The organism is Amaricoccus sp. (genome assembly GCF_047602525.1).
Classification (GTDB): domain Bacteria; phylum Pseudomonadota; class Alphaproteobacteria; order Rhodobacterales; family Rhodobacteraceae; genus Amaricoccus.
This window is the reverse complement of record NZ_JASGHB010000001.1, coordinates 526,362-546,466: the sequence shown is the minus strand read 5'-3', so window position 1 is coordinate 546,466 and position 20,105 is coordinate 526,362. Positions and strand designations below refer to the sequence as shown.

At 71.6% G+C, this 20,105-nt stretch carries 21 protein-coding genes; 2 read left to right on the top strand and 19 right to left on the bottom strand.

What is annotated here, in order from left to right:
- Positions 1-6: 6 nt before the first annotated feature.
- The 14 genes from ftsH to QM699_RS03040 form a co-directional block, all read right to left on the bottom strand.
- The gene (gene ftsH, locus QM699_RS03105) at positions 7-1,923 is read right to left on the bottom strand and encodes an ATP-dependent zinc metalloprotease FtsH (protein WP_415009764.1); all 1,917 of its coding nucleotides are present in this window, start codon (positions 1,921-1,923) and stop codon (positions 7-9) included.
- An 86-nt stretch (positions 1,924-2,009) separates the two neighbouring features.
- Complete coding sequence (tilS, locus tag QM699_RS03100; protein ID WP_415009763.1) at positions 2,010-3,248, bottom strand: tRNA lysidine(34) synthetase TilS; 1,239 nt, start codon at positions 3,246-3,248, stop codon at positions 2,010-2,012.
- Positions 3,245-4,069, bottom strand: coding sequence for a tol-pal system protein YbgF (ybgF, locus tag QM699_RS03095; RefSeq protein WP_415009762.1), 825 nt, complete (start codon positions 4,067-4,069; stop codon positions 3,245-3,247). Before ybgF ends, tilS begins: the two co-directional genes overlap by 4 nt.
- 40 nt (positions 4,070-4,109) lie before the next feature.
- Positions 4,110-4,703: a peptidoglycan-associated lipoprotein Pal gene (gene pal, locus QM699_RS03090; RefSeq protein ID WP_415009761.1), complete on the bottom strand. Its 594-nt coding sequence runs from the start codon at positions 4,701-4,703 to the stop codon at positions 4,110-4,112.
- A gap of 50 nt (positions 4,704-4,753) precedes the next feature.
- Entirely contained in the window at positions 4,754-6,076 is a 1,323-nt protein-coding gene (tolB, locus tag QM699_RS03085; RefSeq protein ID WP_415012683.1) for a Tol-Pal system beta propeller repeat protein TolB, read from the bottom strand.
- Positions 6,073-7,242 carry a hypothetical protein gene (locus tag QM699_RS03080; protein WP_415009760.1) on the bottom strand — a complete coding sequence of 390 codons (1,170 nt, stop codon included), beginning with the start codon at positions 7,240-7,242 and terminating at the stop codon, positions 6,073-6,075. Before QM699_RS03080 ends, tolB begins: the two co-directional genes overlap by 4 nt.
- A 4-nt stretch (positions 7,243-7,246) precedes the next feature.
- Positions 7,247-7,717, bottom strand: coding sequence for a protein TolR (tolR, locus tag QM699_RS03075; protein ID WP_415009759.1), 471 nt, complete (start codon positions 7,715-7,717; stop codon positions 7,247-7,249).
- Between the two features lies 1 nt (position 7,718).
- On the bottom strand, positions 7,719-8,420 hold the full coding sequence (tolQ, locus tag QM699_RS03070) for a protein TolQ (RefSeq protein ID WP_415009758.1): 702 nt from the start codon (positions 8,418-8,420) through the stop codon (positions 7,719-7,721).
- A gap of 128 nt (positions 8,421-8,548) precedes the next feature.
- Positions 8,549-8,935, bottom strand: coding sequence for a tol-pal system-associated acyl-CoA thioesterase (gene ybgC, locus QM699_RS03065; protein ID WP_415012682.1), 387 nt, complete (start codon positions 8,933-8,935; stop codon positions 8,549-8,551).
- A gap of 61 nt (positions 8,936-8,996) precedes the next feature.
- Entirely contained in the window at positions 8,997-9,314 is a 318-nt protein-coding gene (locus QM699_RS03060) for a hypothetical protein (protein ID WP_415009757.1), read from the bottom strand.
- Between the two features lie 81 nt (positions 9,315-9,395).
- Entirely contained in the window at positions 9,396-9,689 is a 294-nt protein-coding gene (locus QM699_RS03055) for a hypothetical protein (protein ID WP_415009756.1), read from the bottom strand.
- A 166-nt stretch (positions 9,690-9,855) separates the two neighbouring features.
- A complete protein-coding gene (locus QM699_RS03050; protein ID WP_415009755.1) occupies positions 9,856-10,170 on the bottom strand; it encodes a hypothetical protein in 315 nt (104 codons plus the stop codon).
- Between the two features lie 172 nt (positions 10,171-10,342).
- A complete protein-coding gene (lipA, locus tag QM699_RS03045) occupies positions 10,343-11,305 on the bottom strand; it encodes a lipoyl synthase (RefSeq protein WP_415009754.1) in 963 nt (320 codons plus the stop codon).
- Positions 11,306-11,369: 64 nt separating this feature from the next.
- Positions 11,370-12,332 carry a LysR substrate-binding domain-containing protein gene (locus tag QM699_RS03040; RefSeq protein WP_415009753.1) on the bottom strand — a complete coding sequence of 321 codons (963 nt, stop codon included), beginning with the start codon at positions 12,330-12,332 and terminating at the stop codon, positions 11,370-11,372.
- 227 nt (positions 12,333-12,559) lie between these two features.
- On the opposite strand from QM699_RS03040, the gene katG reads away from it, so the two are divergent.
- Positions 12,560-14,776: a catalase/peroxidase HPI gene (gene katG, locus QM699_RS03035; protein ID WP_415009752.1), complete on the top strand. Its 2,217-nt coding sequence runs from the start codon at positions 12,560-12,562 to the stop codon at positions 14,774-14,776.
- Positions 14,777-14,830: 54 nt separating this feature from the next.
- Here the strand turns inward: katG and QM699_RS03030 are convergent, their stop codons facing one another.
- The gene (locus QM699_RS03030; RefSeq protein ID WP_415009751.1) at positions 14,831-16,006 is read right to left on the bottom strand and encodes an MFS transporter; all 1,176 of its coding nucleotides are present in this window, start codon (positions 16,004-16,006) and stop codon (positions 14,831-14,833) included.
- Positions 16,007-16,032: 26 nt separating this feature from the next.
- Positions 16,033-16,488: a manganese-binding transcriptional regulator MntR gene (gene mntR / locus QM699_RS03025; RefSeq protein WP_415009750.1), complete on the bottom strand. Its 456-nt coding sequence runs from the start codon at positions 16,486-16,488 to the stop codon at positions 16,033-16,035.
- A gap of 198 nt (positions 16,489-16,686) precedes the next feature.
- Between mntR and QM699_RS03020 the strand changes: the two genes are divergently transcribed.
- Entirely contained in the window at positions 16,687-18,030 is a 1,344-nt protein-coding gene (locus QM699_RS03020; RefSeq protein WP_415009749.1) for an Nramp family divalent metal transporter, read from the top strand.
- An 18-nt stretch (positions 18,031-18,048) separates the two neighbouring features.
- On the opposite strand, the gene QM699_RS03015 is transcribed toward QM699_RS03020, so the two are convergent.
- The 3 genes from QM699_RS03015 to QM699_RS03005 are packed head-to-tail and all read right to left on the bottom strand — an operon-like array spanning position 18,049 to position 19,997.
- Positions 18,049-18,558 (bottom strand): DUF2380 domain-containing protein, encoded by a 510-nt coding sequence (locus tag QM699_RS03015; protein ID WP_415009748.1) that lies wholly within the window; start codon positions 18,556-18,558, stop codon positions 18,049-18,051.
- On the bottom strand, positions 18,555-19,562 hold the full coding sequence (bmt, locus tag QM699_RS03010) for a betaine--homocysteine S-methyltransferase (RefSeq protein ID WP_415009747.1): 1,008 nt from the start codon (positions 19,560-19,562) through the stop codon (positions 18,555-18,557). The genes QM699_RS03015 and bmt overlap by 4 nt, the downstream gene beginning before the upstream one ends.
- Before the next feature lie 3 nt (positions 19,563-19,565).
- Positions 19,566-19,997 carry a SufE family protein gene (locus QM699_RS03005; RefSeq protein ID WP_415009746.1) on the bottom strand — a complete coding sequence of 144 codons (432 nt, stop codon included), beginning with the start codon at positions 19,995-19,997 and terminating at the stop codon, positions 19,566-19,568.
- Between the last annotated feature and the right edge of the window lie 108 nt (positions 19,998-20,105).

Sequence of the window (20,105 nt, the reverse complement as noted above, 5' to 3'; positions counted from 1 at the left end):
GGGCCGTCAGCTCGCCGGCTCGGGCTCCAGCCCGTCGTCGCGGGAGGGACGTGCCGCCTTGCCGGTCTTCGGGATCGCGGCGATGCCGCTCGCGCTCTCGTCCTTGTCCTCGTCCTCGCCGCCGCGGTTCAGCGGCTGGCCGTGGATCACCCGGGTGATCTCCTTGCCGGTCAGCGTCTCGTATTCGAGCAGGCCGTTCGCCAGCCGGTCGAGGTCGTCGCGCTTTTCCGTCAGGATCCGCTTCGCCGTCTCGTAGCCCTCGTCGACCAGCTTGCGCACCTCCTGGTCGATCATCTCCTGCGTGTCCGGCCCGGCGTTCACGGCGCCGCCCTGCGGCCCGAGATAGCTGAACTGCTCGTTGGCATAGTCGATGTTGCCGAGCGCCGGCGACATGCCGAACTTCGTCACCATCGCCCGCGCGATCCGGCTCACCTGCTGGATGTCGCTGGCGGCACCGGAGGTCACGTTCTCCGACCCGAACACCAGCTCTTCCGCGACCTTGCCGCCCATCGCCATGGCGATCATCGACTTGTACTTCGTCATCGTCACCGACAGCTGGTCGCGCTCCGGCAGCGACAGCACAAGGCCGAGCGCCCGGCCGCGCGGGATGATCGTCGCCTTGTGGATCGGATCGTGCTGCGGCACGTTCAGGCCCACCACCGCGTGCCCCGCCTCGTGAAACGCCGTGAGCTTCCTCTCGTCGTCGGACATGACCATGGACCGCCGCTCGGCGCCCATCATCACCTTGTCCTTGGCGTTCTCGAAATCCATCATCGTCACGAACCGCTTGCCGGTCCGCGCCGCCATCAGCGCCGCCTCGTTCACGAGGTTGGCGAGATCGGCGCCCGAGAACCCCGGCGTGCCGCGGGCGATCACCCGCAGATCGACGTCCGCGCTGAGCGGCACGCGCCGCGCATGGACAGCGAGGATCTTCTCGCGGCCCTTGATGTCGGGGTTCGTCACCTGCACCTGCCGGTCGAACCGGCCGGGGCGCAGCAGGGCGGGGTCGAGCACGTCGGGGCGGTTGGTGGCGGCGATCAGGATGACGCCCTCGTTCGCCTCGAAGCCGTCCATCTCGACGAGGAGCTGGTTCAGCGTCTGCTCGCGCTCGTCGTTGCCGCCGCCGTAGCCAGCGCCGCGGTGGCGGCCAACGGCGTCGATCTCGTCGATGAAGACGATGCAGGGCGCGTTCTTCTTCGCCTGCTCGAACATGTCGCGCACGCGGCTGGCGCCGACGCCGACGAACATCTCGACGAAATCCGAGCCCGAGATGGTGAAGAACGGCACGCCCGCCTCACCCGCGATGGCGCGGGCGAGCAGCGTCTTGCCCGTGCCCGGAGGGCCGACGAGGAGCGCGCCCTTGGGGATCTTGCCGCCGAGGCGCGAGAACTTCTGCGGGTCGCGCAGGAACTCGACGATCTCCTCCAGCTCCTCCTTGGCCTCGTCGATGCCGGCGACATCGTTGAAAGTCACCTTGCCGGATTTCTCGGTCAGGAGCTTCGCCTTCGACTTGCCGAAGCCCATGGCGCCGCCACGGCCGCCGCCCTGCATCCGGTTCATGAAGAAGATCCAGACGCCGATGAGCAGCAGGAAGGGCAGCCAGAGGCCGAGCGCGGAGACGAAGCCCGACTGCTCCTGCGGCGCCGCCTGGATTTCGACCTTGTGCTCGCGCAGGTCGGGGATCACGTCGTTGCCGCGCGGCTGGATCGTCTGCAACTGGGCGCCGTCGGTTGTGGTGATCGCAATGCGCTCACCATCGAGGCGAACGGAGGAAACCTGGTTCGCCTCCACCCGGTTCAGGAAGTCGGAATAACTGATCTCGCGGCCCATCGACGTGCGGCTGCCGTTCGAGAAGACGTTGAAGAGCGCGACCATCAACAGGAACAAGATGATCCAGAAGGCGATATTCTTGGTGTTACCCACGTCGACGTCTCCAGGGATCGACCGCACGCGGCAGGCACGCGGGCCCGCGGGTCGTTCGCGCTAACATAAGCTTTTGGGCCGCGGATTCAACGCGGGATCGTGTCGGGCAATGGTGAACCGGACGCGGCAATCCGGCGGAAGCCGAAATCCGCCTCCGGCCGGACGATCGGCGCGGCCACCAGCTCGCCGGCGCGCCAGATCGCGGGGGTCGTCGCAAGCGCCTCGCGCGCCAGCCCGGCCGGGTGTCCGCCCAGCCGGGCGAGACCGCCGGCGCCCAGCGCGCCGATGGTCAGGCCCGCCCCCGACGGCGCCTCGCCCACCAGTTCCCAGCGCCCGTCCCAGCGCCCGACCGCCAGCGTGACGGCCGCCGCCACCCGCGCCGGCTCCCGCCGGATCGCGATCCGGCCGGCGCGGGCACGGAGCACGCAGCCGTGCAGCGTCAGCCCATGGCCGACCCGGGCGCCCTCGATCGCCGCCAGTGCCGCCTCGAGCCGCGCCAGCCGCGGCCGGTACGCCTCGCCCGACACCCAGCCGAGCGCCCCGGCGATCAGCCGCAGCCGCAGCTCCTCCGGCGCGCCGGTCAGCCCCGCGGGGTCGAGCAGCAGGTCGCCCGCCCCGCCGTCCGTCAGGCAGCCCCGCGCCAGCGCGCGCGTCGCCTGCTCCAGCGCCTCGCGGGCGCGGGCCATGCCGCGCGCCGTCGCCGCCAGCCGCTCCGGCCCGAGCCCGAGCGCCGCCAGCGCGGGCAACGCCGTGCGCACCCGCACGCGGTCGAAGCGCGGATCGGCGTTCGACGGATCGTCGATCCAGCCGACCCCTTCGCCCGCCAGCCAGTCGCGCAGCGCCGCCCGCCGCACCCCGAGGAGCGGCCGATGCCAGCGCACGCCCTCCGCCTCGACGACCGCCGCCATTGCCGCCAGCCCGTCGACGCCGGACCCGCGCGCGAGCCGCAGAACGACGGTCTCCGCCTGATCGTCGAGCGTGTGCCCGAGCGCGATGTCGCCGATCCCCTCGCCGCGCGCCCAGTCGGCCATCAGCCGGCGCCGCGCCTCGCGCGCCCGCGCCTGCAGATTGCCGGCGCCGCCCGGCTCGGCCCAGCGCAGCGTCGCGTGCGCAAGGCCCCTCTCGGCACAGAGCCGCGCGACCGATGCCGCTTCCGCGGCACTCCCGGCGCGCAACCCATGGTCGACCGTGACGGCCGCGACCTCTCGCCCGGCAGCGTGCATCAGCAGGAGGAGCGCGGTGGAATCGCTGCCGCCGGACACCGCGACGGCGATCCGGCCCGGCGGCAACCCGGAGATCGCCGCTGCGGCCTCTGGCGGGATCACTGGCAGCCGAGCGCCTGCTTCGCCGCCGGCACCTGATCGGCCGCGTCGGAATCGGGATAGCGGTTGTCGACCTCGGCCAGCGTCAGGCACGCCTCGCTGGTCTGGCCGAGCTTGCCGAGGCTGGTGCCGAGCTTCAGCAGCGCCGCCGGCGCCTGCTCGTCCTGCGGCGCGCCGGAGAAGGCGTCGAGGTAGCTGCGCGCCGCGCCGCGCCAGTCGCCGGTCGCCGACAGCGCGTCGCCGCGGCGGAGCTGCGCATCGGTGGTCAGCGGTCCGCCGGGATAGGTCTGCAGGAAGGTGGCGAACATGCCGGCCGCCTTCACGTTGTCGCCGCCGTCCGCCGCCGCCACCGCCGCGTCGAAGTCCGACTGCTCGGCCACCGCCATCGTGCCGGTATCCGCCGGCTCCTCCGGCGCCACCGGCCGTGGCCGCGGGCCGGTCAGCCCGCCGCCCAGCTGCGGCGCGGGCACCGCCTGCGGGCCCGGATCACCGCCCTCGAGTTCGGTCAGCCGGAACTGGATGTCGCCCACCTGGTTCGAGGCGTCGCCGACGATGCGCTGGATGTCGTTCGTCAGCACGTCCACCCGGTCGGTCAGGCTCTTCAGCTCCGCCTCGAGCTGGTCGAGACGGGTCAGCGCCGTGGCGGGCGTCGCGGGCAGGCCGTTGACCGACCCGTGCCGCACCAGCTCGTCGCGCAGCTGGCCGATCTGGGCGTTGAGCACCGTCAGCTGCGCCTTGATGTCGGCCACCGACTCCGCCGCGTGACCGGGCAGCCCCAGCACCCCGGCGAGCAGCACCGCCCCGATGATCCCCGCCAGCCGCACCGCGCCGCTCCTCCCGCTGTCCTGACGCTTCCCTAGCCGATCACGCGCCGGTGCCGCCAGTCACGACCGTGACAGCCCGACGATTCTGCGACCAGCAGCTCTCGTCCGGGCACGTGGCGACCGGGCGCTCGCGGCCATAGGTGATGATCGACAGCCGGGTGTCGGGAATGCCCTGGCTCACCATGTAGTTGCGCACCGCGCTGGCACGGGCGGACCCGAGCGCCATGTTGTACTCGCTGGTGCCGCGCTCGTCCGCATGGCCCTCGATCAGGATCGGCGCCGAGGGATTGGCGCGCAGCCAGCCGATCTGCGCGTTCAGCGTGCCGATCGCCTGCGGGCTCAGAGTCACCTGGTCGACGGTGAAGAACACGCGGTCGGCGACCTGGCTGCCCGGCAGGTAGGTGGTCGCCATCGGGCCGCCCACACCGCCGAGCCCGCCGGCGCCACCGCCAAGCGGGTCGCCGCCGAGCGTCCCGGAGGTGCCGCTGAACCCCGGGTCGGTGGGCACCGCCACGTTGCCGCCGCGCGAGCACGCGGCCGCCGCAAGCGCCAGTGTCAGGAGAAGGGCTGCGTTCCGCGCCGTCTTGACCGCCGAACCGGCCGCCGAATTGACCGTCGAATGGACCATCGTCATCGTCTCAATCCCTTCCATCGCCCGGTTGCCCCCGGGCCGGTTGCAACCGTTCAGCTCAGCAGGCCCGACCACGACGGGTCCGACGCGAAGCCGGCCGTCGGCACCTTGCGCAGGTTCCGCCCGGTGATGTCCACCGAATAGAGCCCCGGGCCGCCGGTTGCGCCCGGCGTCTCGCGCGAGAACATGATGACCCGCCCGTTCGGCGCCCAGCACGGGCCCTCGTCGAGATAGCTGCCGGTCAGGATCTTCTCCCCCGACCCGTCCGTGCGCATCACGCCGATGTGGAAGCGCGGCCCGTCGATGTTGGTGAAGGCGATCATGTCGCCGCGCGGCGACCAGACCGGCGTCGCATACCGCCCCTCGCCAAAGCTGATGCGCGTCGCCTCGCCGCCGGAGGCCGGCATGACGTAGAGCTGCTGCACGCCGCCGCGGTCGCTCTCGAAGACGATCTGGTTGCCGTCGGGGGAATAGGACGGCGCCGTGTCGATCGACGAGGTGCGGGTGAGCTGCGTCTCCGCCCCGCTCGCGAGGTCGGTCACGAACAGGTCCGACCCGGTGCCCTCCGTCTTGGAGTAGACGGCCTTGCGCGCGTCCGGCGAGAAGCGCGGCGCGAAGGTCATGCCGGAGGTATCCTTCATCACCACCCGCCGCTTGCCGCCGCCCGCGAGCAGCATCACCCGCGGCGGCCCGGCCTCGTAGCTGGTATAGAGCACCTGGCGCGCATCCATCGACAGGCGCGGCGTGAGAACCAGCGCCGATCCGTCGGTCAGGGACGAGACGTTCGCCCCGTCATAGTCCATGATCGCGACCTGCTTGCGCCGGTTCTCCTTCGGCCCGCTCGCCGCGATGAACGCCACCCGGCTGTCGAAATAGCCGCCCTCGCCGGTCAGCCGGCTGTAGACCGCATCCGCCACCTTGTGCGCCAGCCGCCGCCAGTTCGCCGTCGAGCCAGCGAACTGCAGGCCCTCGCCCAGCCCCTGCTCGGCGAACACGTCCCAGAGCCGGAAGCGCACCTGCGCCTTGTCGCCCGACACGCCGACCGCGCCGGTGATGAGCGCCTGCGCGTTGATCGCCTTCCAGTCGGCGAACTGCACCGGCGCGTCGAAGTTCGAGATCCGCCCGATGTGGGCGCTCGCCGGGATCTCGCGGAACAGCCCGGTCCCGGTCAGGTCGTCGATCACCACCTGGGTGATCTGCGCGGCCAGCTGCGTCGCCGCCGCCCCGTCCGGCACGAAGCCGGGCGCGGCGAACGGCATCGGCTCGACCACGCCCTCGGTGATCTCGATCCGCAGCGGCGCCGCCACGGCGGCCCATGGCCGCAACGCGAGCGCCGCGGGCACGCCGATCAGAAGGTTGCGCCGGAGGCGATTCACCATGTCACCATTCCCTCGGGGTTGAAGACGATCTCGACGTCGCGCCACTGCGCATACTTGTCGCGCGGCATCGAATACGGGGCGCAGCGGATCAGGGCCCGCCGCGCCGCCTCATAGGCCTGCTGATAGCGTCCGTCCGGCGCCGGGCTCGGGTCGATCAGATGGATCGAGGCGTTGATGACGCTGCCGTCCGCGGCGAATTCCGCGCCCAGCGTCACCTTCAGGCTCTGCGCGTCGCGCAGGCCCGCCGGCACGTTCCAGCATTTCTGCACCGCGAGCTTCAGCCCTTCCTTCTCCGACCCGGTGAGCGGCGGGCCGACCGGCAGCGAGGTCTCGGTCGGCCCCGACGGCTCGGTCGCCGCGGTGACGGTCGGCTTCGTCGCCGGCGTCGGCTTGGTCGCGGGCGTCGCCGCCGGCTTCTTCGACGCGGCCTTCACCGCCGCGAGCACCGCGGCCTCGGTCGACTCCGCCTCGTCCTCGTCGTCGTCCTTCGGCTCGGACTTGGGCTTCGGCGCAGACGCAACCGGCGTGTCCGCCACCGGCTTCGGCGGGCGGGCGCGGGGCGGCGCGGACGACGCGATCGCCAAGGGTGCGGGCGCCTCCGGGGCGTCCTCGGCTTCGGGCGACGCCTCGGGCAGCGCCTCCGGCGGCTCGGCCTTCGCCGTCTTCACCGCGGGCTCGGGCTTCGTCACCGGCTTCGGCAGCTCGGCCGGCCGCACGTCCACCGGCGGCGCAGGCGCGGGCTCCGGCGCGATCGTGGGCGCGGGGCGCACCTTCGGCGGCGCGGCCGCGGTCGGCGGCGCCAGCGTCACGACCTTTGGCACCACCCGCTCCGGCGTCGCCGGCGTCTCCAGCGCGGCGGGTGGCGGCGGCGACGCGGTGGCCACGTCTTCCGTCGCCTCGGGCACCTCCGCGGGCGCGCTCTCCGCCGGCTGCGCCAGCTCGGCCGGGCGCGGCGCCGGCACCACCGGCGGCGCCTCGTCGCTGCGCGGGGCGTCCGGGGCAGAGGCCGCCTTCTCGAACGCCTCCTCCGAGACGAAGCTCACGTTCGTCACCGGAATCGGCTCGCGCTCCTCGGAGCCGAACCACGGCAGCCCGAAGATCGCGAGCAGGATCAGCGCGCCATGCCCGGCCGCCGAAACCCTGGTGCCGATCCGCATCGTCACGTGACTATCCGCCCGAGACCGAGCCGTCGAACTTCGGCCCGCCCTGCTCCGTCACCAGCCCGATGTCATTGAAGCCGCTGGCGTTCAGCGCCCCCATCACCTGCATCACGCTCTCGTACGGAATGCCGCCGTCCGCGCGCAGGAACACCTTGTCGCTCTTCCGCTCGGCCGCGACCGAGCGCAGCAGGGGGATGAGCTTCGACCGCTCGACCGGCGAATTCTGCACGAGGATCTCGCCGTCCCTCGTCAGCGCGATGGTCAGCGGCTCCTCCTGCTCCGAGGGCAAGGGCGCGGCCGCCGTCTTCGGCAGCTCGATCGGCACGCCAACCGTCAGAAGCGGCGCCGCCACCATGAAGATGATGAGCAGCACCAGCATCACGTCGACCATCGGCGTGACGTTGATCTCCGCCATCGGCCGGTTGCGCCGGCGCCGGCCGCCCCGCGAGCGACCGGCAGGCTGCAGGCTCACCCCCATCTCAGGCCGCCCGGTCGAGCTGGCGCGAGAGGATCATCGAGAACTCGTCGGCAAAGCTTTCATAGCCGCCGATCACCTGTTCCGTCTCGTGATTGAACTTGTTGTAGAAGATCACCGCCGGGATCGCCGCGAGCAGGCCGAGGCCGGTGGCGAGCAGCGCCTCGGCAATGCCGGGCGCGACCACCGCGAGGTTGGTCGACTGCTGCATCGCGATCTGCTCGAACGCGTGCTTGATGCCCCAGACCGTGCCGAACAGCCCGACGAAGGGCGCGATCGAGCCCACGGTCGCGAGGAAGGTCAGGCCCCTGGTCAGGCTGTCGGACTCGCGCCCGATCGCCACGTTCATCGCCCGCTCGATGCGGGCCTGTACCCCGTGGATCAGCCCGCCGTCCTTGCGATGCGAGCGCCGCCATTCGGTCATGCCGGCCGCGAAGATCCGCGCCGACGACCCGGCCGGGTCGGGGCCGATCCGCTCGTAGATCACGTCGAGCGGCTCGCCGGACCAGAAGTCCTGGTCGAACTCGCGCGCCTCTTCGCGCACGCGGCGCAAGTCGATGAGCTTCTGGATGATGATCGCCCACGACCAGAACGAGGCGGCGATGAGGATGAGCATCACGATCTTGACCGTGAAGGTCGCCCGGAAAAACAGCGCCAACAGGGAAAAATCGACCTGCTGGGCCGCAGCCATGGTGTCAGGGGTCATGAGTGCCTGTCTCGGATACTCGCTCGGGTCGCCTCAGTTCAGCCGTGTTTGGTCCGGCTCTCGGGCGACGATACCACATTTTGCGTTGCTGTAGGCGGAAATCGCGCGTTCTGTCCAGTAGGCCCGCGTCAAACCGTCGCGAGACGGGTGAGCGCGTCCGCGACGTCCGCCGGGATTCGCAACGGACGCCCGTCCGGCCCGAGGCAGGCGAGCGTGACCCGGGCCCGCACCAGCAGAGTGTCCCCGCGCCAGATCTCCTGCGCCATTTCGAGGCGTGCACCCCGGGGCGCCTCGCTCGCCGTCCTCACGACGAGTTGATCCTCCAGCCGGGCCGGTGCGAGATAGCGCACCGTTATCTCGCGCACCGCGAACACCAGCCCGTACCGCGCACGCAGTTCGGTCTGCCGGAACCCGATGGCGAGCAGCGCCTCGGTCCGCGCCCGCTCGATGAACTTGAGATAATTGGCGTAGTAGACGATCCCGGCGGCGTCGGTGTCTTCGTAGTAGACCCGCATCCGGAACTCTGCCGGCCCGCGCGCGTCGTCTCCACCTGCGATATCGCTCACGGCCGCCCGCTCAAAGGTTGTGCCGGATGGCGTAGACCTGCCCGGTCGCGCTGACTTCGCAGAAGTGTATCCGCTGCTGCCCCGTCACCTTGTCGCCAACCGTCACGAGCCCTCGGTCGTCGGGGGTCGCCCCGCTCCAGACCGGCAGCACGTCCGACACCGGTGCGTCGATGTGCGCGGCCACCGCGAGCCCGCACGCCGCCTCCATCCGCTGCTTCGTCGCCTCGGGCAATGGCGCGGGCGCCGCCCCCTGCGGAGCGGGTTGCCCCGCGCATCCCGCCACGAGCAGCGGCGCGAGAGCGACGAGGGGGAACGCGAAGCAACGCATGAGACGGGTCATTTGCCTCGAGGGACGGGGGCAGGCTGGAAGCCCGCCCTCCGAAGGCCAGGCGTCAGTCAGCGGCGTGGGTCAGTGCACGGTGCTGTGGCTGAAGCTCGCGATGGCGCCGGTCGCGGTCACCACGCAGGTGAACTCGCTGTTGCCGACGCTGGTGGTGAAGATCGAGTCGCCGGACTTCGTGGCGCCGGTCGCGACGATCGAGACGTTGCCGGCGGTGGCGCCCGTGGTGGCGATCGTGCGGTCGACGCACGCCTGCTCCGCGGCGCTCAGGACAGGGGCGGGCGGCGGCGGGGGCGGCTTGTGGCTACAGGCGGCAGCACCGAGGGGAAGCGCGCACAGCGCGAAGAACTTCCATCTGGTCATCGTGGACCCTCCTTCAACGCCGGTGGGACCGGGAACGGCCAGGCCGGCAACCGTTGGCCTAGCAACCGGAACCAGCGGGGGCAAGCCTCGTCGCTCGCCCGGACACGCCGCGGGCGGCAGGGACCGTCTGGCCGCCCACCGCCCGCACCCGCAAATTCAAGATGGCTTATTTGCCGCGCCCGTCGGCGAGTTGCGTGATGCTCTTGACGCTGAGGTCGGTGCCGATCTCGCAGGCGAACGTGCCGTTCTGCGCCTTCACATTGACGACAGAGGTCCCCATGGGGGTCTCGCGGTCGTAGACGCTGCTCATCTGGTCGGCTGGCAGGGCGTTCTGCGAGGCCACCTGATTCTTGCACGCGGCAATCTGGCTGTCGCGCAGGTTGGCCGCGGCCGCGCCGCTCGGCGTGGTGCCGCCGTGCTGGCACGCAGCGAGCAGGAGCGGGGCCGCGATCAGAGCCGCAAGCGTTACACCAGTCTTCATGAGGTCTCTCCCCTGTTCCAAAGAACTTCAGCAATTGGCGTGTTCAACGATAGAGAGAACGCACGTCCCGCCAAGGGGTTCCATCGCCGGGTTCCGTGGCGGAACTCGGGCGATGAAGACCTCGCGGCAGGAAAATCAACAGGTTATCCGGGGTTTCCTTGAAGAAGCCGCGTCAGGCCTGCCCGAGCTTCGCCAGCCGCGCCGCGCGCAGCCGCGCGAAGTCGGCGCCCGCGTGGTAGCTCGAGCGCGTGAGCGGCGTCGCCGACACCATCAGGAAGCCCTTGCCGAACGCCGCCTTCTCGTAGGACGCGAATTCCTCCGGCGTCACGAACCGGCTCACCACGTGGTGCTTCGGCGTCGGCTGCAGGTACTGGCCGATCGTCAGGAAATCGACGTCCGCCGCGCGCATGTCGTCCATCACCTGCGTCACCGCCTGCCGGTCCTCGCCGAGCCCGACCATGATCCCCGACTTGGTGAACATGGTCGGATCAAGCTCCTTCACCCGCTGCAGCAACCGGAGACTGTGGAAATACCGCGCCCCCGGCCGAACCTCCGGGTAGAGCCCCGGCACCGTTTCGAGGTTGTGGTTGAAGACGTCGGGCTTCGCCGCCACGACCACCTCCAGCGCGTCCGGCCCGCAGCGCAGGAAATCCGGCGTCAGCACCTCGATCGTCGTCGCCGGGTTCTTCCGCCGCACCGCGCGGATCGTCTGCGCGATGTGCTCCGCCCCGCCGTCGCCGAGGTCGTCGCGGTCCACCGAGGTGATGACCACGTGGTTGAGGCCGAGCTTCTCGACGGCCACCGCCACCCGCGCCGGCTCGAACGCGTCGAGCGCGTCCGGCCGCCCGGTCGCCACGTTGCAGAAGGTACAGCCGCGGGTGCAGATCTCGCCCATGATCATCATGGTCGCGTGCCCCTGGCTCCAGCACTCGCCGACGTTGGGGCAGCCCGCCTCCTCGCAGACGGTGACGAGCCGGTTGTCCCGCATGATCGCCCGGGTCTTCTGGTAGCCGTCCGACGACGGGGCCTTCACCCGGATCCAGTCCGGCTTCTTCAGGATCGGCGTGTCTGGCCGGTGCGCCTTTTCCGGATGCCGCTGCGCCCGATCGTTCATGTCCCGCGAACTGGTGGTCATTGCCTGCCTTGCGTCTCTGTCCCCGCGCGAGAGCATACGGCACGGCACGCCGGATGTCAGCGGGCTATGCGAGGATGCCCGCCTCGCCCGCGCCGCATGGCTCGGCCCCGGTCCAGCCGGAGATCACCTGACGGCCGGCGTCGCCGAGGATGCGTCCCAGCTCGCCGAACCAGCCGTCATCGACCGACAGCCGGCGCCGCACCAGGCCCACCACCCGGCGCGGCTCCGGCTCGGCAAAGCGCGCGAGCGCCAGCCCCGGCGCCGCCGCCCGCTCCGCCGCCGCCGCCAGCTCGGGCAGCAGCGTCACCCCGAAGCCCTCCGACACCAGCCGGCAGAGCGTCGCGAGGCTCGCCGCCCGCAGGTCCATCGGCGCCCGGCTGCGGTCCACCGCGCAGGCGGCAATCGCCTGATCCGCCAGGCAGTGCCCGTCGTCGAGCAGCAGGAGCTGGCCCGGCTCCATCGCCTCCGCCGCCAGCGCGGCCCGATCCGCCCCGAGCGCCGCCAGCCGCGACGGGGTGCCGGCAAGCAGGAAGCGGTCCTCGAACAGCGGCTCGGCCACCAGGTCGGCCGCCTCGACCGGCAGCGCCACGACCGCCGCGTCGAGCCCGCCCGAGCGCACCTCCTCGAGCAGCCGCTCGGTCTGCGCCTCGCGCACGCCGAGATCGAGCGAGATGTTGCGCGCCCTCAGTTCGGGCAGGGCCAGCGGCAGCAGGTATGGCGCCACCGTCGGGATCACCCCGATGCGCAGCCGCCCGGACAGCCCGCCGTGCCAGCGCGCCGCCTGTTCGATCTCGCGCACCTCCTCGAAGATCCGCCGCGCCCGGCGCACGATCTCGCGCCCGGTCGGCGTCAGCACCGCTTCGCGCCGCCCACGCTCCACCAGCCGGACCCCGAGCGCCGCCTCGAGTTCGCGGATCTGCACCGACAGCGCGGGCTGGCTGATGTTCACCGACGCCGCGGCCCGGCCGAAGTGGCCCTCCTCGGCGATCGCCGTCAGGGACCGCAGCTGGCGCAGGGTGAAATTCATAATGCCACATTATCGTAAAGCGAATGAAATGCAATTTCCCCTTATCGAAACCCGAGCCTATACCCGGGTTCCAAGCCAGCTCACCTCCAGGGGGAAACGATGACCAAGAGGCTGACGACCGAGGCTCCTCGCCGATCCGCCGGGCCGCGTCCCACCTGACCCGACTGCCTCCGCCTCATGACGGCGGTGGCGCCCCAGCACACCCGAACCCGGATCGGAGCGACACGATGGATTCCACAGAAGACACCGCCCGCCAGCAGACCGCCGGCAAATGCCCCGTCACCCACGCGACACTTGCGTCCAGCACCGCCATGCGTGGCAATCGCGACTGGTGGCCGAACCAGCTCAACCTCGGCATCCTGCACCAGTATTCCGACCTGTCGAACCCGATGGGCCGGGATTTCGACTATGCGGCAGAGTTCGCGAAGCTCGACCTCGAAGCGGTGAAGGCCGACCTGAAGGCGCTGATGACCGACAGCCAGGACTGGTGGCCGGCTGACTTCGGCCACTACGGCGGCCTGTTCATCCGCATGGCGTGGCACGCCGCCGGCACCTACCGCGTCTCCGACGGCCGCGGCGGCGCCGGCCAGGGGCAGCAGCGCTTCGCGCCGCTCAACAGCTGGCCGGACAACGTGTCGCTCGACAAGGCCCGCCGGCTGATCTGGCCGATCAAGCAGAAGTACGGCCGGGCGATCTCGTGGGCCGACCTGATCGTGCTGACCGGCAACGTCGCGCTCGAGTCGATGGGCTTCAAGACCTTCGGCTTCGCCGGTGGCCGCGCCGACGTCTGGGAGCCGGACGCGGCGACCTACTGGGGCAACGAGGACACCTGGCTCGACGACAAGCGCTATTCCGGCGACCGCGAGCTGGAGAACCCGCTGGCCGCGGTGCAGATGGGGCTGATCTACGTCAACCCGGAGGGGCCGAACGGCAACCCCGACCCGCTCGCCTCGGCCCGCGACATCCGCGAGACCTTCGCGCGGATGGCGATGGACGACGAGGAGACGGTCGCGCTCATCGCCGGCGGCCACACCTTCGGCAAGACCCACGGCGCGGGCCCGGCGGAGAACGTCGGACGCGAGCCCGAGGGCGCGTCGATGGCCGAGCAGGGCTTCGGCTGGACCAGCACCTACCGGAGCGGCGTCGGCGCCGACGCCATCACCTCCGGTCTCGAGGTGATCTGGACCTCGACGCCCACCCGCTGGTCGAACAACTTCTTCTGGAACCTGTTCGGCTACGACTGGGAGCTGACCAAGAGCCCCGCCGGCGCGCACCAGTGGCAGCCGAAGAACGGCGCGGGCGCCAACACCATCCCCGACCCGTTCGACAAGTCGAAGCGCCGGGCGCCGACCATGCTCACCTCCGATCTCGCGCTGCGCATGGACCCGGCCTACGAGAAGATCTCGCGCCGGTTCTTCGAGAACCCGGACCAGTTCGCCGACGCGTTCGCCCGGGCATGGTTCAAGCTCACCCACCGCGACATGGGGCCGCGCGCCCGCTACCTCGGACCGGACGTGCCGACCGAGGAGCTGCTGTGGCAGGACCCGATCCCCGAGGTCGACCATCCGCTGATCGACGCGGCCGACGAGGCGGCCCTGAAGGCGAAGGTCCTCGCCTCCGGCCTCACCACCGCCGAGCTGGTCTCGACCGCGTGGGCCTCGGCCTCGACCTTCCGCGGCTCGGACAAGCGCGGCGGCGCGAACGGCGCCCGCATCCGGCTCGCGCCGCAGAAGGACTGGGAGGTGAACCAGCCGGCGCAGCTCGCCCGGGTGCTGCAGGCGCTCGAGGGCATCCAGGCCGACTTCAACGCCACCGCTTCCGGCGGCAAGCGGGTGTCGCTCGCCGACCTGATCGTGCTCGCCGGCAATGCCGCGGTCGAGGACGCCGCGAAGAAGGCGGGCGTGGCGGTCAGCGTGCCGTTCGCTCCCGGCCGGATGGACGCGTCGCAGGAGCAGACCGACGTCGCCTCGATGGCGTTCCTCGAGCCGAAGGCCGACGGTTTCCGCAACTACCTGAAGGCGGAATACGCGGTGCCGGCCGAGCAGCTGCTGGTCGACCGGGCCAACCTGCTGACGCTGACCGCGCCGGAGATGACGGTGCTGGTCGGCGGCCTGCGGGTGCTGGGCGCGAACGCCGGCGACTCGCCGAACGGGGTCTTCACCGACCGGCCGGGCACGCTCACGAACGACTTCTTCGTGAACCTGCTCGACATGGCGACGGCGTGGCGGCCGCTGTCCGAGGACGACGTGCTGTTCGAGGGGCGCGACCGCAAGACCGGCGCGCCGCGCTGGACCGGCACCCGGGTCGATCTCGTGTTCGGCTCCCACGCCCAGCTCCGGGCGCTGGCCGAGGTCTACGCCGCCGCGGATGCGGGCGAGACCTTCGTCCGGGACTTCGTTGCCGCCTGGACCAAGGTGATGAACGCCGATCGGTTCGACATCTGACCCCTGGCCGGCGCGCCCCGTGCGGGTGCGCCGGCTTCGCGCCGTCCGGCGGGCTCACCCCGCCGGCGGCGCCCGGCCGACCCGTGCCTCGCCGCGGGTGGCGACGACCGCGAGCGCGCTGCCGGCCGCGAGCAGGATCGCCCCCACCAGCGGCATCTGGCCGATCGGCATTCCACGGGCGAGCAGCGCCGAGCCGAGCCCGGCGCCCGCGGCGATCCCGACGTTGTAGACGGCGGAGATCAGCCCCGAGGCCAGCTCGGGCGCCGCGGCCGCGCCACTGAGGATGCGGTTCTGCAGCGCCACCGCCGAGATGCTGGTGGCCGTCAGCACCAGCCCGATCGCGCCCGCGCCGACCGGCCAGGCCCGCGCCGTCACCACCCAGGCGACCGCCAGCGCCAGCGCGGCGACGGGATAGGTGAAGGTGATGCTGCGGATCGGCTGCCGGTCGGCGTAGCGCCCGCCCGCGATGATCCCGAGCGTGCCGAACAACCCGAAGCCGAGCAGGACGAGCGGCAGGCGGTCTTCCCCCACCCCCGCCACCTCGCCGAAGTAGGGCGCCACGAAGGTGCCGAGCGACCAGAACGCCGCCATGGCGAGGATGATGAGCAGGTAGGACGTCACCACCCGCCGGTTGCCGAGCGCGCGGACCTGCGCGCCGAGCGCCCCGCCCCCGCCGCTGCGGCCCGGGATCGCCGGCAGGAACGCCGCCATCGCCGCCGCTGCGACCGCCGCGATCGCGCCGACCATCCAGAACGCCGCGCGCCAGCCGAAGGCGCCGCCGACGGCGGTCCCCGCCGGCACGCCGACCACGTTCGCGATGTTGACGCCGCCGATGACGATCGCGATCGCCATTCCCCGCCGGCCGGGCGGCGCGATCGCCGAGGCGACGAGCAGCGCCACCCCGAAGAACGCGCCATGCGCCACCGCCGCCACCGCCCGTCCGAGGAGCAGCGCCCCGAAGCTCGGCGCCAGCGCCGAGAGCGCGTGGCCGGCGACGAACAGCGCCATCACCCCCATCAGCGCCGGCTTGCGCGGCAGCCGGCCCAGCGCCACGACGAGAAGCGGCCCGCCGACCGCCACGCTGAGCGCATAGCCGGTGATGAGAAACCCCGCGTCCGGGATCGACACGCCGAGATCGCCGGCGATCGCCGGCAGCAGGCCTGCGGCGACGAACTCGGTCGTGCCAATGGCAAAGGCACCGAGGAAGAGCGAGAGGAGCGCAGGGTACACGGGCGGCGGGCCTTGGACAGGCGGCGTCAGTTGCGCCCGGCCATCGCCCGCCGGAATGCCTGAAGCGTCTCGACGCTCACGTGATGCTCGATCCCCTCCGCGTCGATCCGCGCCGTCTCGGGGCTGACGCCGAGCGAGCGGAGGAACGCCTCGACCGTCTGGTGCCGCGCCCGCGCCTCGGAGGCGACGCGCCGCCCGGCCTCGGTCAGGAACACGCCGCGATACGGCTTGCGCGTGACGAGCCCCTCGGCCACCAGCCGCGCGAGCATCTTCGCCACCGTCGGCTGCGCCACGCCGAGGCGGGCGGCGATGTCGACCTGCCGCGCCTCGTTGCCGTCCTCGATCAGGTCGGCGATCAGCTCGAGATAGTCCTCGACCAGCGCGCTGCGCAGCGCCTCGCGGGTCTGGCGAAAGCCTTCCGAATGCGCCGAGGCGTCCGGAAGCGGCTCTTCCCGGCGAATCGTCCGCTGCACCTGCACCATGGCTCCCCCGGGCTCCCGACAACCGCCCACCGGGCGGAGCCACCTCATAGCACAGGCGCCGCGCCGCCACACCCCCCGGCGTGACACAAGTTAAGCCCGCCGCAATCAATATAGCCACTTGCATAATTCTGCGCCCGGTGTCAGATCTGCGCCATGCCCCGCACGGGTGCGCCTCTCGCCGCCAGCCCGGATGCTCTGATGACCGAAGCCACCGCCCGCTTCCCCCTGTCCCGGGTCGATGCCGCAAGCCCGAGCCTGCCGGAGGTGCACGCCTCGGTCGCGGTGCCGCAGCACGGCTCGTGGCTGCGCCGGCTGTTCGCCTTCATGGGGCCGGGCTACATGGTGTCGGTCGGCTACATGGACCCGGGCAACTGGGCGACCGACATCGCCGGCGGCGCGCGCTTCGGCTATACGCTGCTCTTCGTCGTCATGCTGTCGAACCTGATGGCGATCCTGCTGCAGGCGCTGGCCGCGCGGCTCGGCATCGCCACCGGCCGCGACCTCGCGCAGGCGTGCCGGGCGTACTATCCCCGGCCGGTCAACGTCCTGCTGTGGTTCGCCTGCGAGCTGGCGATCATCGCCTGCGACCTTGCCGAGGTCATCGGCACCGCGATCGCGCTCAACCTGCTGTTCGGCATCCCGCTGGTCGCGGGCGCGCTCATCGCCGCGCTCGACGCGTTCCTCGTGCTCTATCTGATGAACCGCGGCTTCCGCTGGCTGGAGGCGTTCATCGTGGCGCTGCTCACGGTGATCTTCGTCTGCTTCGGCATCCAGATCGTCGCCGCCGCGCCGCCGGTGCAGGCGGTGTTCGGCGCGATGTTCATCCCCTCGCGCGAGATCGTCACCAATCCGGCCATGCTCTACGTGGCGATCGGCATCATCGGCGCCACGGTGATGCCGCACAATCTGTACCTGCATTCGTCGATCGTGCAGACCCGCGCCTACCCGCGCACCGACGACGGCAAGCGCAGCGCCATCCGCTTCGCCACCATCGACTCCACGATCGCGCTGATGCTCGCGCTGTTCGTCAACGCCTCGATCCTCATCGTGGCCGCCGTCGCCTTCCACGACACCGGCCACCCGGAGGTGGGCTCGATCGAGCACGCGCACGAGCTGCTCTCGCCGCTGCTCGGGCTCGGCATCGCCTCGACGCTGTTCGCCGTGGCGCTGCTCGCCTCGGGCCTCAACTCGACGGTGACGGCGACGCTGGCGGGGCAGATCGTGATGGAGGGCTTCCTGCAGCTGCGCCTGCCGCACTGGGCGCGGCGGCTGCTGACCCGCGGGCTCGCGGTGGTTCCGGTCGTCGTCGTCACCGCGCTCTACGGCGAGGGGGGCACGGCCGAGTTGTTGATCCTGAGCCAGGTCATCCTGTCGATGCAGCTGCCCTTCGCGGTGATCCCGCTGGTGCATTTCGCGTCGGATCGTGGCGTGATGGGGCGCTTCGCGGTGCCGCGCGCCGTCTCGATCGCCGCGTGGGCCGTGGCGATGCTGATCGTCGTGCTGAACCTGAAGCTGCTCTGGGACACCTTCGCCGGCGTCTGACCCCGGGGGCCGCGGCGGTCAGCTGGTCGCGCCGCCGAAGCACGCCTTGAGCACGTCCGAGGCGGTGAACTCCGCCGCCCGGGTCCACGCCTCGGCGTCGTCGCCGCGGTAGGTGAGCGAGCGGATGCAGATCGTCTTGTCGGCGTCGAGGTCGATCAGCGTCACCCGGATCGTGCCGATCAGCGTGCTGATCTTGTGCAGCGCGCCGACGAGCAGCAGGTTCGAGCCGGTGGCGCGCGTCGCCGCCGCCATCGCCTCGAACGACGTCCCGTCGGGCGAGCACGGCCCGTTGCAGTCGGGCACGGCCACGTCGAGCCCGCCCTCCTCCAGCATCGCCCGGAGCGTCTCGTCGAACAGGGCGAGTTGCGCCGTGTGGGCGGCGCGCTGGTCGCGCACCTCGCCGGAGCCGTCGGTGAACTCGAATCCCGGCACCGCCACCCGCTGGTCCGCCAGCGCGGGCGCGGCGAGACCGGCCGCAGCGGTCGCGAGCGCCGCCGCCAGGGCGAGCGCGGTCGTCGCCCGGCTCACGTGCGCCGCCGGCGGCGCTCGCGGGCCGGCGCGTCGCCGCCCGAGCCGTCCGAGGCCGACGAGAACGCGCCGAGCCGCGCCGCGATGGTGTCGAGGTCGGGCACCGGCCCCGGCGGCGTCGCCACGAGCGCCCCGCGCATGGCGGCGAGATGCGCCGGCGTCGTGCCGCAGCAGCCGCCGATGATCCGCGCGCCGCAGTCGCGCGCCAGCACCGCATAGTCCGCCATCAGCTCCGGCGTGCCGTCGTAGTGGATGTGCCCGTCGACGAACTTCGGGATACCGGCGTTGCCCTTGGCGATCACCGGCAGCGTCGCGTGGGCCGCACCGAAGCCGAGCACGGTGCGCAGCAGGTCCGAGGCCCCCACCCCGCAGTTCGCGCCGAACGCGAGCGGCGGGTGGTCGAGCCCCGCGACCAGCGCCACCATGTCGGCCGCGGTCAGGCCCATCATCGTCCGTCCGGCGGTGTCGAAGCTCATGGTGCAGCACCAGGGCGCGCCGGTCCGTCCGATGCCGATCGCCGCTGCGGTCAGCTCGTCCGGGGCGGACATCGTCTCGATCCAGAGCACATCGGCGCCGCCGGCGAGCAGGCCACGCGCCTGCTCCTCGAACATCTCCGCCGCCGCCTCGATCGAGAGCGGGCCGAGCGGCGCCATGATCTCGCCGGTCGGCCCCATCGAGCCCGCGACCACCACGGGCCGGCCCGCCGCGTCAGCCGCCTCCCGGGCGATCTCGGCCGCGGCGCGGTTGAGCGCGAAGACCCGGGTCTCGGCCTCGTGCAGCCGCAGCCGGCTGGCATTGCCGCCGAAGCTGTTGGTCAGGAAGATGTCCGAGCCGGCGCCGATGGCACCGTCATAGAGCGCCCGCACCTTGTCCGGCTCGCTCTCGTTCCAGAGCTCCGGGGCCTCGCCGGACTCGAGGCCCATCGCGAAGAGATTGGTCCCCGTCGCGCCGTCGGCGAGCAGCCACGCCCGTTCGGCCAGCAGGGAGTACAGCGACGTCGCCATGGCTCAGGCCTCCTCCAGCGCCGCCTGCGCGATCGCGCCGATCCGGCCCACCATCGCGCGCACGCCGTTCGACCGCTGCGCCGAGAGATGCTGGTCGAGCCCGAGCCGCCCCAGCTCGGCCGGCGCGTCGACGGCAAGGACCGCCGCCGGGTCGAGGCCGGCATAAAGCGCATGCAGCACCGCGATCAGGCCGCGCACGATCAGCGCATCCGAATCGCCGTCGAAATCGACGCGCGCCGCACGGCCCCTGCCGTCGAGCCGCGGCACGATCCAGACCTGGCTGGCGCAGCCCTCGACCTTCGTCGCCGGCACCTTCAGCGCGTCGTCGAGCGGCGCCATGCTCCGCCCCAGCTCGATCACGTAGCGATAGCGATCCTCCCAGTCGTCGAGGAAGGCGAAGTCGTCGGCGATCTGCTCGAAGCGCGGCGTGGCCATGGGCAAGGGGTTCCCTTCGCGGGTGCCCGCGAGGATCTAGGCGCTCGTGCGGCCACGGTCCAGTGCCGACACGCCGGCACCGGCGTTTTGGCCCTTCCCAACGCGCGA

Coding starts and splice junctions, on each gene's coding strand:
- QM699_RS03050 (WP_415009755.1), bottom strand. CDS start 10,170: ATGAAGACTGGTGTAACGCTTGCGGCTCTGATCGCGGCCCCGCTCCTG.
- QM699_RS03055 (WP_415009756.1), bottom strand. CDS start 9,689: ATGACCAGATGGAAGTTCTTCGCGCTGTGCGCGCTTCCCCTCGGTGCT.
- katG (WP_415009752.1), top strand. CDS start 12,560: ATGGATTCCACAGAAGACACCGCCCGCCAGCAGACCGCCGGCAAATGC.
- tolQ (WP_415009758.1), bottom strand. CDS start 8,420: ATGACCCCTGACACCATGGCTGCGGCCCAGCAGGTCGATTTTTCCCTG.
- QM699_RS03040 (WP_415009753.1), bottom strand. CDS start 12,332: ATGAATTTCACCCTGCGCCAGCTGCGGTCCCTGACGGCGATCGCCGAG.
- bmt (WP_415009747.1), bottom strand. CDS start 19,562: ATGGCGACGTCGCTGTACTCCCTGCTGGCCGAACGGGCGTGGCTGCTC.
- mntR (WP_415009750.1), bottom strand. CDS start 16,488: ATGGTGCAGGTGCAGCGGACGATTCGCCGGGAAGAGCCGCTTCCGGAC.
- tolR (WP_415009759.1), bottom strand. CDS start 7,717: ATGGGGGTGAGCCTGCAGCCTGCCGGTCGCTCGCGGGGCGGCCGGCGC.
- pal (WP_415009761.1), bottom strand. CDS start 4,703: ATGACGATGGTCCATTCGACGGTCAATTCGGCGGCCGGTTCGGCGGTC.
- QM699_RS03005 (WP_415009746.1), bottom strand. CDS start 19,997: ATGGCCACGCCGCGCTTCGAGCAGATCGCCGACGACTTCGCCTTCCTC.
- QM699_RS03020 (WP_415009749.1), top strand. CDS start 16,687: ATGACCGAAGCCACCGCCCGCTTCCCCCTGTCCCGGGTCGATGCCGCA.
- lipA (WP_415009754.1), bottom strand. CDS start 11,305: ATGACCACCAGTTCGCGGGACATGAACGATCGGGCGCAGCGGCATCCG.
- ybgC (WP_415012682.1), bottom strand. CDS start 8,935: ATGCGGGTCTACTACGAAGACACCGACGCCGCCGGGATCGTCTACTAC.
- QM699_RS03060 (WP_415009757.1), bottom strand. CDS start 9,314: ATGCGTTGCTTCGCGTTCCCCCTCGTCGCTCTCGCGCCGCTGCTCGTG.